This window comes from Pseudomonas sp. PsB, from assembly GCF_043658375.1.
GTDB classification, from domain to species: domain Bacteria; phylum Pseudomonadota; class Gammaproteobacteria; order Pseudomonadales; family Pseudomonadaceae; genus Aquipseudomonas; species Aquipseudomonas putida_Z.
Window position 1 is genome coordinate 1 of the sequence record NZ_JBIGLU010000066.1, and the last position, 12,735, is coordinate 12,735.

Below are 12,735 nucleotides of genomic sequence, written 5' to 3' on the forward strand. Positions count from 1 at the left end.
CGATCTATCAACCATCTGAGGGTGGTATCAGATTGATGGGGTGAAGGTGCCCCATCAACCATTAAATCCGTATACCCCAACCATTAAATCCGTATACCCGTATTTCTCAATGTCCCGTCTTTTGGCGACGTGGGTCACATCCATGACCTGTGGCCATTCATGGGCTACGTCACGGCACAGACGTCGCGCATCGCGCTCGCAACTGGCAGCGTCATCACCACTCTGCGTCATCCCTTGCTTGTGGCCAAAGCAGCAGCCTCGATCGACCGCTTGTCAAATCAGCGCCTGGTGCTAGGTATCGCCACGGGTGATCGGCCAACAGAGTTCCCGGCCTTCGGTCAGACAATGGATGCGCGAGCCACGTTGTTCCAAGAAGCATTGACTGTGTTGCGTCAAGCCTGGCGTGAGGACTTCCCGGAAATCTCCACGCCCCGAGTGAACTTGTCGGGTGCAGATACGCTGCCGAAACCGGCGTTGAGAGACATTCCCGTGATGGTGACTGGTCATTCACGCCAGTCGGTCGAATGGATTGCCGAGCATGGGGATGGCTGGCTTTACTATCCCCAAAATATCGCGCAGCAAGCCATGACAATCAAGAATTGGCGGTCGCTGACACCAAGATTCAAACCCTTCACGCAATCCTTCTATATTGACCTGTCGGAGAATCCCGATGAACCCCCGTCGCCCATCTTCCTCGGGTTTCGGGCTGGTCACCGATTCTTTACTGACTACTTCAGCCGCTTGCGCGATATTGGGGTTAATCATATTGGCCTCAACCTGAAATACGCGACACGTCCGGCGCATGAGATTGTTCAGGAACTTGGCGAGCATGTCGTACCGCACTTTCCGGCGCACGCTACTGCCCATTTGGAGGAGGCGCAGGATGCTGCACGGTCATAAAATTTTTGCCTGGGATCTCGCTTTTACTTCTTCGGCTGGTACCTATGCCTTCGATGTCCAATGCGAAATGCTGGCTGACATCGGTTATGACGGCCTGACCTATGCCGTCTGGTCAGGGAGCCGATGGGAAACCGCAAAGCGTCTATCCACCGTGAAAGATCGTTTCGGTTTGGAGGTCTTTAGCGTGTATGTGGTGATCGACCTGGATCAGGGCCCACAGCATCCCATCAACGCAGGACTCTTGCGGATGCTTGAGGAGATGGAAGGCGTGAAGGCTGTCAATCTTGGAATCAGGACGGCAGGCCACGGTTCAAATCATCGAAAGGCACCGGACGACAAGGTATTGCAGGACTTCCTTGGTCGGGCACTTGAGATTTGCGCACGGCGCGGAATTAACATCCTGCTGTATTTTCATCTGGGCTTCTGGATGGATCATTACTCCATTGCGGCACAGATCTGCTCGGTCGTGAACCATCCGAATCTCGGCATCGTGTTTCCAAGCTATCACTGGTATGGCTACGAAACCAATGCAGGCAGCCCGACGGAGGGCTATCAGGCAGTAGACCCGACGCCAGCGTTAATGGCGTCAACACCCTTCATGCGGGAATTGACTCTCAGCGGCGCAACCCGCAGCCCACTTGGCTGGAGTCGTATTGCCACTTTCGAGGCGCTCGATGCAGGAGAACTCGACAACTTCGCACTTCTTGGACTTGCCAAGTCGTTCGGTTATACCGGCCCCGTCGGCTATGACGGCACATTGGTCGGGGGGAATCCATACAGCACGCTCAAACGCTCCTATGACGCGATGGACGAGATGTTGGGTTTGCTGACAAAGCACCCTGGTTGGGCCAAGCGTGAAACGCACCCGTAACCTATGATTGAGCGCACCTACATGTCCCAACACCCTTTGATTGCTGCCCAATTGAGGCAGGCGATGCGCGGCGTGGCCTCCACGGTGACGCTAATCACGTCGATCGCTCCCGATGGCCACGGACACGTAATGATCGCCAGTTCATTCACATCAGTCTCACTGGAGCCGCCCACAGTTCTAGTGTGCATTGGTCAGCAAACCCGTATCCATGGGCCGCTGCTGGCTGCTCGACGATTCTGCATCAATGTACTCCGCGCAGAACAGGAGGTACTTGCGGTGCACTGCCGTAGCGCCACGGGGACCGACCGTTTCGATCATGAAGCCTGGCGATTTGATGAAGTCAATGGGTTGCCCTATCTGCAAGGGGCGCAGGCTTCGCTGTTCTGTGAGCTGATTGAACACCATGCAGTCGGCACCCACTCGGTAATGCTGGCCAGTGTCGAGCGTGTGCTCACATCTGCATATGCCGATCCACTCGTCTATCTGGATGGCCGCTTCCGGGCCATAGATCCAACCCGTTGAAGATATGCAGCGAAGAATTTCACAACTGCCTCGGCATATCTCTAGACAGCCTGCCGGGTTATGTGGCTGAGACTCTTCGAGCATTAGCCAATGCCCATTCCCCGCTGCCGTCCGATTTCCCACGCCACGCCGCCACCGCTCACCGTCGCGGCAAGTTGCTGCCCCAGGCGTTGTTCGATCACGGGTTTCCACGGCACCAGCGAGAAGCCCAAGCCATCATCGAGCATCGCGTACCGCCCACTGGCGAGCATGACGTTGCGGCGATAGATGCCGGCCACACGCTGGCCGTCTGTCACGGGCCGGTGCTCCAGGCCGGTTTCAGCGGCAATGTCCTTGGCGACCTGTGACAGCTCCCGGCTGCGCAGCGTGTCCAACAGGTTGCGCGCCAGAATCACGCGCTGTCCGCGTCGCTCGGCCAGACCCTGTTCGGCCAGGAAGTCGGCGCGCTGCTGCATCGCCTGTTTGGCCTCTGCACCAAAGCCCAGATCACCCAGGCCCGAGCCGCCAATCAACTGCTGGTCGAGCCAGGTGGCCCCGATGACGCGCACCTGTCGCTCGATGGGCAGGTGCGATTTCAACTCCACGGCCACGCCGCCCAGACGCTGCGCGTCGTAGCGCCGGCCCTGCTCGGGAAGGTCGCCAGGCACCTTCCATAACCCCTCGGCCATGCGCTCCACGATGCCGGCCCGGCGCAGGGCTTCCAACCTGCGGACATGAGCTGTCACGACCTCTTGCGGGTCACGGCCGGGGACGGCCGGGCCCTGTGCCACCGCCAGGTGGTGATCGGTGCGGTACAGGCCATCGCTCGCCAGCGCGGCGATGTTCCTGTCGGCCGCGCGCACGTCGGCCGATCCCTTCACCTCCACCACGGCCCCGGCCGGGTAGTTCGCCAGCTCGTCGCGGGTGTTGAGCGCGACGTAATGGGCCTTGCCGTCCACGCCGTCGATGACCAGATAGCCTCGGTCGCGCAGCTCGTCGGCCAGCCCCTTCGCTGCAACGCGCCCGAGGATGGTTCGGCCATCGTCTCCCGGCTCGAACACCGCCAGTTCGCGCGGCTCGCCGCGCATGGCCCGCTGCATGGTGCGGATGATGTCGCCACGTTCGCCAAGGGCGCGCAGGGTCTTTTCCGCATCCGCATGGACGGCCCAGGTGCCGGGCTGCGTATCGTCGGCCAGGCCCAGGCGCTGCAAGCGTTGCAGGCGGCCGATCAGCAGCAGGCGCTGGCGTTGCAGCCGGGGTTCGTTGAAGCGTTCGATCTGCACCCGGCCATCCTCGCCGGCCTCGCGTTGCAGGGTGCGGTCGAGGCTCGTCCAGCGCTCCTGTTCCACCTCGCGCTGCAAGGTCTGCTGGATCTCCAGTTCGGTGCGCGGCCCCAGCCATTCGGTCGCCAGTTCGGCGGCGCGATGGCGGAAGCCGTGGGCGATGTAGTCGCCGGCGATGATGAGGTCTTTGCCGGTGTCGTCACGTCCGAGCACGATCAGGTGGGTGTGCGGGTTATCGGTGTTCCAGTGATCGACCGCCACCCAATCCAGCCGCGTGCCCAGGTCGGCTTCCATGCGGTCCACCAGATGCCGGGTGTAGGTGCGAAGGTCGTCCAGTTCGGCGCCGTCCTCGGGCGAGACGATGAAGCGGAAATGGTGCCGGTCGTCGGCGGCCCGCTCCTTGAAGGCGTCAAGGTCGGCTTCGTCGGTCTGCGGCCCGTAGGCCCGGCCCGGTTCGCCGTCGCGGCCCGCGCCGTCGCGCTCGATGTAGCGCAGGTGCTTGGCGAGCGATTGCGGGCTGGCACGCTGGTGATTGACCAGCAGCGTCTTGATGGTCACGCGCCGCGACATGGGCGTCAGCTTCGCGCCCGCGAAACGCGCCGCCGTGTGGCCGCGCCCCAGGCGTGAACCAGGCCGCTGGCCGGCGCGTGCGCCGCCGCCGGCTGCGGAATGACGCATCGAGGACTTGCCGCCGCTGGCCTTGCCCGCCTGCTTGAGCACCTTGGAAACGAAGCTCTGGCCCTGGCCCTTGCCCCGGTTCTTCGGGGCTCTGGGGCGCACGCGGAAATCGTCGTCGCGGCGGTCGGTCATGGCTGCGCTCCTCGCAAGCTACGGCGTGTCCTGTCGTGCAAAGCACGCGGACATGCCTGCATTGGCGCGACCCTCGCGCCCCAAGCGGCACGGCGGCAAAGCCGCTGCGTGCCGCACCACCCCCACGTGCAGACTGGCTTTCGACGCGGCCCGGTGCCGCGTCCTTTTGTCTTGCCTTCCGCCTTTGCCCCTCGCTGGCGCTCCGGGCAGCGGCGGCCCGGCGGCGCTGCTGCGTAAGCAGCCAGCGCACCGGCGAACGCGGACACGGCCGCAGGCCGGGCGCGTTCGAGGCAAGACGCCTGCACATGGGAAGGCAGCGCGAAGTGCAGCGCGGATGCGCTCGCACTGCACGCGCGACGACACGCGGAAAGCCACTGGATCGGCATGCCCGATGGCACGACAAGATGCACGGCAACGTACAGCGAGTCGGCGGCCATCATGGGCGAGCCTCCAGCCAGACCGGATGCGCGACGCCGATCACGGCGGATGCGCTGACCGGCCCGAAATAGCGGCTGTCGAACGACGCTGGATTGGTCACGCTCAACAGGAACAGCTCGCCCGATTCGAGGCGGCGGCAAAGCTGCAAGGATGGCAGCGGCCGGCCCAGCCGGTCGGCAGGCAGCGCGGCGGCCGCAGGCACGCCGTCGATGCGTACCTGCCCGGCGACGATGCAAACGTGTTGCGGCGCGACCGCGCCCACACGTTTGAGCAGCGGAACGCGGGTCGGCAGGTAGCCGCGCTGCGCAGCCAGCATGGCGGCCCTGTCGGGCAGCGGCACCAGCACGATGCTGTCCACGGACAACGGACGTGGCAGCGAGGCGGTGCGCGGGTCGAACGGTTCGATGCGATACCAGCCGACCGCCACGCTGTCGGACGGGTTGTAGGTCAGACGCGGCAGCGGCGACACGAAAGCCGCCCAGGCCAGCGCAGCGAGGCCGACGGCGGCGAAGCCCGCCAGCACGATGCGAACGCGCAGGCGCGAGCGAGGTTGCGGCGCGACTTCGTGCGTGCATGGGGTGTTGGATTGGGTCGTCATGGCAGCGCCTTTCCGGCCAGCCAGGCGGCGTGCCGCTCGGCGGTGTATTCGGGCAGCGCCAGGCGGGCCGCCAGACGGTTGCCCAGCGTGCGCCAGTACGCTGGCGACACGTCGATGGCGGCGATGCCTTGCCCTTCGATGCCGTCGATGCGTTCCAGCACGGCACGCACCGCGTTTTCGCCTTCGGCGTGCAGCAGCAGGCGTGCGCCGGGCCGCACGCCGGGGATGCGCTGCATGTCGTCCAGCGGCGTGGCGGCTTGCATCACCATGAGCTGCCAGCGGATCGTGCCGTAGTCGTTTGCTTCCCAGCGCACGCGGCAGAACATTGCACGCGGCAGGAACACCGCGCAGCGCCGCCAGCGGTCGAGCCGCAACGTGCGTGCCGGTTCGCCGAAACGCAGGTAGAGCTTGAAGCGCGGTTCGATGTAGGCGAGCGATACGCGCGTCAGCGGCACGCTGCCGGCCTGGCCGGCGAGCGTCGAAAGCGAAGGCGGCGGCGCAGCAGCCGGTGCAGCCGTCGCCGCGTGAGCGGCAGGCAAGGCGGATGCGTTCATGGCAGGTTCTCCGGGCGCTTGTCGGGGAACTCCCGTTCCAGCAAGCCGCGCAGCAACTCGGCCACGGTCACGCCCTGGCCGAAGGCGGCGATCTTGATGCGTGCACGTAGCGCGGGCGTCACGTCGAGCGTCAGGCGGGCCGTATAAAGGTCGCCCTTGTTGAGCGCATCGGCATCGCCCTGGCGAATCCACGCCTCGGCGTGCGGATTCGCGGGCGGACGTGCGCCGATGCCGACGCGCTTGCTGCGCGGGATGCTCATGTCGGCCACCGCAGCAGTTCATCGGTGAGCACGGCGATCTCGCGGGCGGCGGCGCTGTCGGGCGCCGTCTCGCGGGCGAGCCGGCCAGCGGCCACGCTGTCGGCGAAGACGATGCGCTGGCGCACTTCGCTGCGCAGCGCCGGCAGCGGCTGTTCGGCCAGCGATTGCCGCGCTTCCCTGCCGATGATGGTGGTGCTGACGCGCCGGTTGATGACGAAGGCCGCGTGCAGCGCAGGCCGGAACACCTGCGCTTCGCGGATCAGCGCCACCATCTCGGCGCTGGCCCACAGGTCATACGGACTGGGCTGCACGGGAATCAGCACGCGCTCGGCCGCCAGCAGCGCGGAACGCGCCAATGCGGCGATGCGCGGCGGGCCGTCGATGATGACGTGATCGGCGCGGCGGGCCAGCTCCGGCGCTTCCTGATGCAGCGTCTCGCGGGCGAGGCCCACGGTGCTGAACAGCCGGGGCAAGCCCTGCTGGCTTCTGCGCTGCGTCCAGTCCAGTGAGGAACCCTGCGGGTCGGCATCCAGCAGGATGACGTGCAGACCGCGCATCGCCAGTTCGCCCGCGATGTGCGTGGCGAGCGTGGTCTTGCCGACGCCGCCTTTCTGATTGAGAAGCGCGAAGATCATGACGCGGCCTCCCATGCTGGAAAGCCGGGATTCGCCTGCCCTGCAAAACGCTGTTCGCTGTGCCGTTTGGCGGTTGTCCACCGAAACGGTGCGCTTCTACTAAAAGTTAGAGATTTATAGTTAGGTAAGTTAGAGAGGCTGAAAACCCGCGCCATTACTGGCTTTGCGGCGTTTTCGTACTCCTGATAGCACGATAGGCGTACTCCCGATAGCACGATACCGGGTACTCCTGATAGCACGAGGCCGTCCACAGCTTTTCCCGCAGTTATCCCCGTGCCGTATGCAGCACGGGCCGGAAGGTCAGCAGTTCGGTGTTGTCGTCCGGCATGCGCTCGATGCCGAGGACGTAGCCGGGTAACGACTGCCGTGCCACCAGCACGCGCAGGTCGTAGGCGAAGTCCGAGAAGCGAGCCGCGCTGCCGGATTTGCGATGCAGATGCCGGAAGTCGAATTGCCAGCCGTGTTCCTGCCGCCCGCCGTGCTTGCGTACCAAGCGGTACAGCCAGCGTTCGATGCCGCCCTTCAAGCGGAAATAAGCCGGGTCGATGGTCAGCACCAGGGCGGCGTCGAGCACGCCGGCATAGAACCAGTCCGGCAGGATCAGCTCGATGCCCAGCGGCGTGCCGCTGGCATCGGCCAGTTCGCGCCATTCGTTGATCCACGAAAAGCGATGCAAGCGCCTGCCCGTGGTTTCTCGGATGGACGTGGCCACACTGGTCGATTGCAGCCGGTCGAGCGCCGCTTTCAGGCGCAGGTAGTCGTTGAGGGATGTGCCGCGCCCGATGAAGCGCAGGATCTCGTAGGGCGTGGCGTGTATCCAGCGCGACGGGCGAATGCCCGCGTCGCGTGCCTCCACGATCTGCGAGGCCGCCCAAATCAAAACGTCGGCATCCCATATCGTGGCGATGCCGTGCTCGGCCGTGCCTTCCACGCGGATGGTGATGTTCCCGCTGCGGAAGTCGATCGGCGCGATGCGCCGCGACTTCGCCAGCGAGAAGAATGGAAAGGCCATCAAGTCCTGGCTGTCGCGTGGCGCCATGTCGCCCGGCAGCGCGCGGAACAGGTCGAGCTGTTCGCACTGCGGCAAGGCTTGCCCTGGAGGGCCGGACATGGCGAAGGCCACCCACGCGCCGACGATCAGCGGCCATCACGGTAGTCACCCGCGTGGCGTTCGGCGTATTCCGGGTCGGATGTAGCCTCGTAGCTGCGCTGGTCGGCCCAGGCATCGAGGTCGCTTACTGCGTACATGACGCGGCGACCGAACTTGCGGAACTTCGGGCCACCGCCGATCACGCGCTGCTTCTCCAGCGTGCGAGGACTGAGGCGCAGATACTCGGCGGCTTCGTCGTTGGTCAGGTAGCGTTGGGGCTGCGAGGGCGCAGCGACAGTAGCGGCGGCAGGCCGCAAGGGAGAGGGTCGCATGGGGTGTACCTCCATCAAGCCCGGCCACACCACGCGGCCGGATAGAGGCACTTTCAAGAAAGCAAGGCTTCTTGCTAAGGGACGATTTGCAGGGGGCGCGAAACGTCCCCCCTCCTAATGCGACGGGAACGGCGGAAGCTGTGCCAGGCGGCGGTAGCCGCCGCGCATCAGCGCATCGCCCCGGCGCACCAAGCGCCGCACGCGGGCACGCAAGGCGCTGTCTTTGTGCCAATCGGCCGCGACGGCATCAACGCCGAACAGCCCCTCGGCAACCTCGCGCAAGGACGCGCCCGCCAGGGTCGCGTCGAGTGCCTGCAAGGTGTGCAGTTCCAGCACTGCGGCGTGCGTGGGCCGCGAGCGGGTCGCCGCCGCAGGCGCGGCCCCGGTTGCAGTGGACAACGCATCCAGCCCAGCCGCCAGTGCGCGATAGCGTGCGCAAGGCGTAGTGCAGCCTCGGATGGCGTAGAGGTAGGCCATTCCGTCGGCCATGCTCGGCGTGAGCGTGAGCCGCACGCAGCAGCCGGGCCATTGCGCCGTCAGCATCAGGCGCTTGCCATCATGGATCAGGTGCTTGCGTCCTGGGACGTTCCAGAACTCGAAGGCATCGGCATCCGGCGGCGGGTCGTCGTCCGGGTAGAGCTGGATCACGCCATCGTGATCGGGGAACCACGCCGGATGTGCGTCGCGCGCATCCAGGGCGGGATCTTCCAGCAGGCGCAAGCCCCAACGATGCGCCGTATCTGGTCGGCGGCGGCGGTGCAGCCAGTCGCGCCGGTAGTCAGGGTTTCGGCGCAGGTACTCCCAGGCCAGCGCGGGGCCGCCCTGGTGCAGAACGTAGAGATAAGCCGCTGTCGGATACCAGTGTTCGACGCTGCGATTAGTCATGACGGAACCTCCCTGTGCTTGGGGTGCGTCGCCTGGATTCCGTCGTGCGGGAGCTATCGAATCACCATCAGGTTGTCATCGAAATCGGGGTAAGCTGTAACTACTGGTGTCAAGACAGATTCGCTCCGGGGCATTGCTGAAATCGTCTGAATGCGACGGCTGCGCCGCCACGAAAATGGTGCGCGGCATGGCGCACGGTGCAGCAGCCCGCGCCAAAGATCATGACTGTTTGCGTCAGAAGCGCACCGCTTCGGTGCAAGGATGTGGATTCAGACCTGCCCGGTCTTGGGTAAGACCGAAATAGTCACGATGCGCCCGTTTGACCCGGCTGCGCTGGCTTGCATCAATCCATGATCGAGCCGTTTTCCTGCGCCAGCCGCACGTATTCCGATAGTCGCCGCGCAGGTTGAAAGTAACTGTCGCGCATCACGGGCCACTTGCACGGCCCGACGATGGCAGCCAGATCGGACAGCTTCACCGTTCCCAAGGCGGGCATCCCGATCCCGAGGTCGATCAGGCCGTAGGCCGTATCGCCATCGGTAGGATCGAGCGCGGCCAGCAACCAGGTCGCGTGCGCGTCCGGGGTGAATAGCCGCACCACGGGCATCGGGTCGATGCTCTGGCCGTTGGCGCGCGCCTCGCCAACGGCGAGCAGTTGTGCGTGCTGTTCGGCAGTGATGAGCGGTTGGGTCATGGTTGGCGCTCCCACGAATCCGACGATGCAAGGAGGAGCCTTCCTGCCAAAACACGGAAGCGGCGAAATGGATGCGTGCTTTCGTGCGAAAGCACGAAGGCGTAAGCCGTCGAATCCGTACAGGCACGGAAGCGCAGAAGCGGAATTGTGCAGGCCATGAAAGACACGGATGTGGCTCCACGGGTTTGAGGAAATCCGCATATGCGGATTTCCGTAAAAGCACGAAAGCGTGCCTCTCAGCCATAAATGAACACTATAGATTGTAGCCCTATAGGGCGCAATGGACTGTCATCTTGGTTTTTATGGGGAAACCAAGTTGGTGACAGCGAAACACTCATTGGCGACGGCGATACGGACAGTCAGGAAGGCGCGGGGCTTGAGCCAGGAAGCGTTTTCGGACGTGTCTAGCCGCACCTACATGAGTTCGCTGGAGCGCGACTTGAAAAGCCCGACCCTGCACAAGCTGACCGAGCTGTGCGAGGTCATGGAGGTGCATCCGCTCACGCTGCTGACGCTGGCCTATGCCGGCGACAGCACGGATAAGACCGATGAGCTGCTGGCGCGGGTACGCCAGGAGCTTGAGGCGGTGTTGAAAGAGCGCAGCACGCCGTAGCGCGCGTCGGCGTGTAAGACTGGATTCCGCAAGCGGAGCGCGTAGCGCCGCAGGCGCGAAGGCGTGAGGGATTGAAGCCGCATGGCCGTGACGGCTTGCCGGCACGGGGCGCAGCCCGAAAGCCCGGCGGTGCTAGCAGCGCCGACACGCCATCTTGGATTTGCCTCCACGGGCATTGAACCTGCTGAATATGACTGCGGCAATACCGGAACCAGAAACGATCGGGCGCGAGCTGACGGTTTCCCGCTGCCGCGTGTTCGGTGCTGCGATAAGCAGCGCTGCACCCCGCCGCAATGGGCGGGATGCTTGGGGTGGCCGTCAGGCCGCTTGCGGCCTGCTGCGCGACCAGATCAGGTCGTGCGTGCCGTCCTCGCCTTCGATCAGGCGGGCATACACCGGCGCCGGGAACGAAGGATCGTCGAGGGTCACGGACAGGTACTCCCGCCCGGCCTCGCTGGTCTTCTTCCACGCCGCGCCGATGTCGTGGCTGGCGGCCTGGAGGCGGAAGTCGGGGGCGTTCTCGCTGTTGCCCTTGTCGTTGGGAACCAGCTTGACCTTGACGTTGAGCGTCAGGGTGCGAAGCGTGCCGGTGAAGCCGTCTTTGTCTGCGGTGAAGGTGCCGATGTTGGCCATGATGTTTTCTCCTTTCGGTTGAACAAGGTTCGCGCCCATCGCGTCCTTGTTGTGATCCGGCCGGCGGGGGACGGGCTGGCTGCACCGCCTGCGGTCGCAACGCAGTGGAGAGCCGGGAGGCGAAAAGAATTTGCTGCGCGAGGAAGCCGCGCAGCGGCGGGGAAATTGTTTTCGCCGGACGGTTGCAGCCATGAAGCCCGAGGCGCAGCCGCGCCCCCGCCAGGATTCACAACGAGACAAGGACGCCTTGGGCCGAACCGCTCCGAAAGAAGATGGGGCCGGCTCGGCATCCCCGCCCGAAGGCTTCTCCGGCTCGCCCGCTGACGCGGGCCAGGTCAACCACCCAACGACAGGCGAGAGCGCCCCTGCCGCACCTTGCGGCGCCGGTTTTGAGGCGTGGCGTGGAAGCTCCATAGCGATGCCGGGCGGGATGTTCGTGAACCGTCCTTCGTGACGTGATGGGCGAGAACCGCCAGCGTTGAGGACGGCACGCATCCGAACAACCTGCCGCAGCAAGCGCCAGCGTGTTCGCCAGCACCCGTCCATCGCGGCGGGACGCTTGCCGGGCCGATCCGGCGCAGCCGGTTCGGCGGTATTAAGGGGCGCCAAGCTGCGCGCGGCGGGGATAGCCCGCAGGGCTTTCCCCTGGAGGCAAGCGAAGCACGCAGCGCCGCAGGCGCGAAGGCGTGAGGGATTGAAGCCGCATGGCCGTGACGGCTTGCCGGCACGGGGCGCAGCCCGAAAGCCCGGCGGCGCTGTGCGCCGACACGCTCAAGCAATTTACGGCATCATTCTATGACTGAATATTTAGCCATTTTCCCGTTGGGAACCGCTCATCAGGCAAGGAGGTTGTCGAGTCATGCGTGTTTATATGATCGACAGAAATATCGTATCCAAAATTTCATCAGGCTTCAAAAATTGCAGCATCGAAGATAAAAATTTCATTAAATCACTGGATACAAAAGGAAGTGCCATAAGCCTTCTTCTTTCAAACATCGAAGGCCGACTTGGGATTCCTCAAGACATGAGTCAAGCATCCTCCGGCATGTTCGCTGAAGGTGACATAGCTAAGGGGTTCTTCAAGAAGGCTCGCGTTGATTCAGGTTTTTTTGAAGCCTTCAACAATCTTGCCTCCTGGGGTATCACAACTCATCAGAGAGACTCTTTTCTGAAAAATTCAGAAATCGTCGCATACCTACAAGATACGTTGCATCAGCCGCGCAGCCCGGCCCAAGCTAAAGAGGTTAGGGAGGATATTTTAAATTTCGCATCTAAGCGAGATATGGAAATTGGCCACCCAATCATGCTGTGTGGCTTGTCGACTTTATATGGAAACAAGAATGCGCATGGAGTGCTAAAACCTAAGAAACCCAAACAGAATGATCCTAAGAGAAATGCGAGGATTTATAACGCATTGGCCGACCTGATGGTGATTGTCAATCTTTCAGAGTTGGCGGGCATAAGCAGAGGAATGAAAATGCGAATTCATTTCGCAACAATCGACAAACCTCTCCATGGATTTGTTCAGGAATTCGGACTGCTTGGTGTTACAAAGAGCCGTTTAGGGAAGGTCTGAAGTAACCCTGTATTTCCGGTCGACTTCAGCCCTTGCTGCTTTTGAAAGCGGGCCGTCGATCA

General features: G+C 63.4%; 15 protein-coding genes. 5 read left to right on the forward strand and 10 right to left on the reverse strand.

Annotated features, from left to right (window positions below):
* Window positions 1-93 precede the first annotated feature (93 nt).
* The 3 genes from ACGLHT_RS29375 to ACGLHT_RS29385 are packed head-to-tail and all read left to right on the forward strand — an operon-like array spanning window position 94 to window position 2,293.
* A complete protein-coding gene (locus ACGLHT_RS29375) occupies window positions 94-900 on the forward strand; it encodes a TIGR03571 family LLM class oxidoreductase (protein WP_223822194.1) in 807 nt (268 codons plus the stop codon).
* A complete protein-coding gene (locus ACGLHT_RS29380; protein ID WP_021204042.1) occupies window positions 884-1,771 on the forward strand; it encodes a sugar phosphate isomerase/epimerase in 888 nt (295 codons plus the stop codon). The genes ACGLHT_RS29375 and ACGLHT_RS29380 overlap by 17 nt, the downstream gene beginning before the upstream one ends.
* A gap of 3 nt (window positions 1,772-1,774) precedes the next feature.
* The gene (locus tag ACGLHT_RS29385; RefSeq protein WP_059318564.1) at window positions 1,775-2,293 is read left to right on the forward strand and encodes a flavin reductase family protein; all 519 of its coding nucleotides are present in this window, start codon (window positions 1,775-1,777) and stop codon (window positions 2,291-2,293) included.
* An 83-nt stretch (window positions 2,294-2,376) separates the two neighbouring features.
* On the opposite strand, the gene ACGLHT_RS29390 is transcribed toward ACGLHT_RS29385, so the two are convergent.
* The 9 genes from ACGLHT_RS29390 to ACGLHT_RS29430 form a co-directional block, all read right to left on the reverse strand.
* Window positions 2,377-4,365 carry a relaxase/mobilization nuclease and DUF3363 domain-containing protein gene (locus ACGLHT_RS29390; RefSeq protein ID WP_021204044.1) on the reverse strand — a complete coding sequence of 663 codons (1,989 nt, stop codon included), beginning with the start codon at window positions 4,363-4,365 and terminating at the stop codon, window positions 2,377-2,379.
* Between the two features lie 436 nt (window positions 4,366-4,801).
* Entirely contained in the window at window positions 4,802-5,401 is a 600-nt protein-coding gene (locus ACGLHT_RS29395; protein WP_021204045.1) for a S26 family signal peptidase, read from the reverse strand.
* The gene (locus tag ACGLHT_RS29400; protein WP_021204046.1) at window positions 5,398-5,955 is read right to left on the reverse strand and encodes a DUF2840 domain-containing protein; all 558 of its coding nucleotides are present in this window, start codon (window positions 5,953-5,955) and stop codon (window positions 5,398-5,400) included. The genes ACGLHT_RS29395 and ACGLHT_RS29400 overlap by 4 nt, the downstream gene beginning before the upstream one ends.
* The gene (locus ACGLHT_RS29405) at window positions 5,952-6,215 is read right to left on the reverse strand and encodes a hypothetical protein (RefSeq protein WP_031270616.1); all 264 of its coding nucleotides are present in this window, start codon (window positions 6,213-6,215) and stop codon (window positions 5,952-5,954) included. The genes ACGLHT_RS29400 and ACGLHT_RS29405 overlap by 4 nt, the downstream gene beginning before the upstream one ends.
* The gene (parA, locus tag ACGLHT_RS29410; protein ID WP_021204048.1) at window positions 6,212-6,850 is read right to left on the reverse strand and encodes a ParA family partition ATPase; all 639 of its coding nucleotides are present in this window, start codon (window positions 6,848-6,850) and stop codon (window positions 6,212-6,214) included. Before parA ends, ACGLHT_RS29405 begins: the two co-directional genes overlap by 4 nt.
* A gap of 265 nt (window positions 6,851-7,115) precedes the next feature.
* Window positions 7,116-7,961: a replication initiator protein A gene (locus ACGLHT_RS29415; protein ID WP_031270617.1), complete on the reverse strand. Its 846-nt coding sequence runs from the start codon at window positions 7,959-7,961 to the stop codon at window positions 7,116-7,118.
* A 26-nt stretch (window positions 7,962-7,987) separates the two neighbouring features.
* Entirely contained in the window at window positions 7,988-8,272 is a 285-nt protein-coding gene (locus tag ACGLHT_RS29420) for an AlpA family transcriptional regulator (RefSeq protein WP_023083109.1), read from the reverse strand.
* A gap of 114 nt (window positions 8,273-8,386) precedes the next feature.
* A complete protein-coding gene (locus tag ACGLHT_RS29425; RefSeq protein ID WP_021204051.1) occupies window positions 8,387-9,157 on the reverse strand; it encodes a DUF2285 domain-containing protein in 771 nt (256 codons plus the stop codon).
* Between the two features lie 343 nt (window positions 9,158-9,500).
* Complete coding sequence (locus tag ACGLHT_RS29430) at window positions 9,501-9,851, reverse strand: DUF2958 domain-containing protein (RefSeq protein WP_021204052.1); 351 nt, start codon at window positions 9,849-9,851, stop codon at window positions 9,501-9,503.
* Between the two features lie 319 nt (window positions 9,852-10,170).
* On the opposite strand from ACGLHT_RS29430, the gene ACGLHT_RS29435 reads away from it, so the two are divergent.
* Entirely contained in the window at window positions 10,171-10,464 is a 294-nt protein-coding gene (locus ACGLHT_RS29435; protein ID WP_071533935.1) for a helix-turn-helix domain-containing protein, read from the forward strand.
* A 318-nt stretch (window positions 10,465-10,782) separates the two neighbouring features.
* Here the strand turns inward: ACGLHT_RS29435 and ACGLHT_RS29440 are convergent, their stop codons facing one another.
* Entirely contained in the window at window positions 10,783-11,097 is a 315-nt protein-coding gene (locus ACGLHT_RS29440; RefSeq protein WP_021204054.1) for a DUF736 domain-containing protein, read from the reverse strand.
* A gap of 859 nt (window positions 11,098-11,956) precedes the next feature.
* On the opposite strand from ACGLHT_RS29440, the gene ACGLHT_RS29445 reads away from it, so the two are divergent.
* Window positions 11,957-12,673, forward strand: a complete 717-nt coding sequence (locus tag ACGLHT_RS29445; protein ID WP_394520755.1) for a hypothetical protein — start codon at window positions 11,957-11,959, stop codon at window positions 12,671-12,673.
* The last annotated feature ends 62 nt before the right edge of the window (window positions 12,674-12,735 follow it).

What these genes read in the sequence shown, in the direction of transcription:
- ACGLHT_RS29380 (WP_021204042.1), top strand. Translation starts at nt 884, where the DNA reads ATGCTGCACGGTCATAAAATTTTTGCCTGGGATCTCGCTTTTACTTCT.
- ACGLHT_RS29385 (WP_059318564.1), top strand. Translation starts at nt 1,775, where the DNA reads ATGATTGAGCGCACCTACATGTCCCAACACCCTTTGATTGCTGCCCAA.
- ACGLHT_RS29390 (WP_021204044.1), bottom strand. Translation starts at nt 4,365, where the DNA reads ATGACCGACCGCCGCGACGACGATTTCCGCGTGCGCCCCAGAGCCCCG.
- ACGLHT_RS29395 (WP_021204045.1), bottom strand. Translation starts at nt 5,401, where the DNA reads ATGACGACCCAATCCAACACCCCATGCACGCACGAAGTCGCGCCGCAA.
- ACGLHT_RS29400 (WP_021204046.1), bottom strand. Translation starts at nt 5,955, where the DNA reads ATGAACGCATCCGCCTTGCCTGCCGCTCACGCGGCGACGGCTGCACCG.
- ACGLHT_RS29405 (WP_031270616.1), bottom strand. Translation starts at nt 6,215, where the DNA reads ATGAGCATCCCGCGCAGCAAGCGCGTCGGCATCGGCGCACGTCCGCCC.
- parA (WP_021204048.1), bottom strand. Translation starts at nt 6,850, where the DNA reads ATGATCTTCGCGCTTCTCAATCAGAAAGGCGGCGTCGGCAAGACCACG.
- ACGLHT_RS29415 (WP_031270617.1), bottom strand. Translation starts at nt 7,961, where the DNA reads ATGTCCGGCCCTCCAGGGCAAGCCTTGCCGCAGTGCGAACAGCTCGAC.
- ACGLHT_RS29420 (WP_023083109.1), bottom strand. Translation starts at nt 8,272, where the DNA reads ATGCGACCCTCTCCCTTGCGGCCTGCCGCCGCTACTGTCGCTGCGCCC.
- ACGLHT_RS29425 (WP_021204051.1), bottom strand. Translation starts at nt 9,157, where the DNA reads ATGACTAATCGCAGCGTCGAACACTGGTATCCGACAGCGGCTTATCTC.
- ACGLHT_RS29430 (WP_021204052.1), bottom strand. Translation starts at nt 9,851, where the DNA reads ATGACCCAACCGCTCATCACTGCCGAACAGCACGCACAACTGCTCGCC.
- ACGLHT_RS29440 (WP_021204054.1), bottom strand. Translation starts at nt 11,097, where the DNA reads ATGGCCAACATCGGCACCTTCACCGCAGACAAAGACGGCTTCACCGGC.
- ACGLHT_RS29445 (WP_394520755.1), top strand. Translation starts at nt 11,957, where the DNA reads ATGCGTGTTTATATGATCGACAGAAATATCGTATCCAAAATTTCATCA.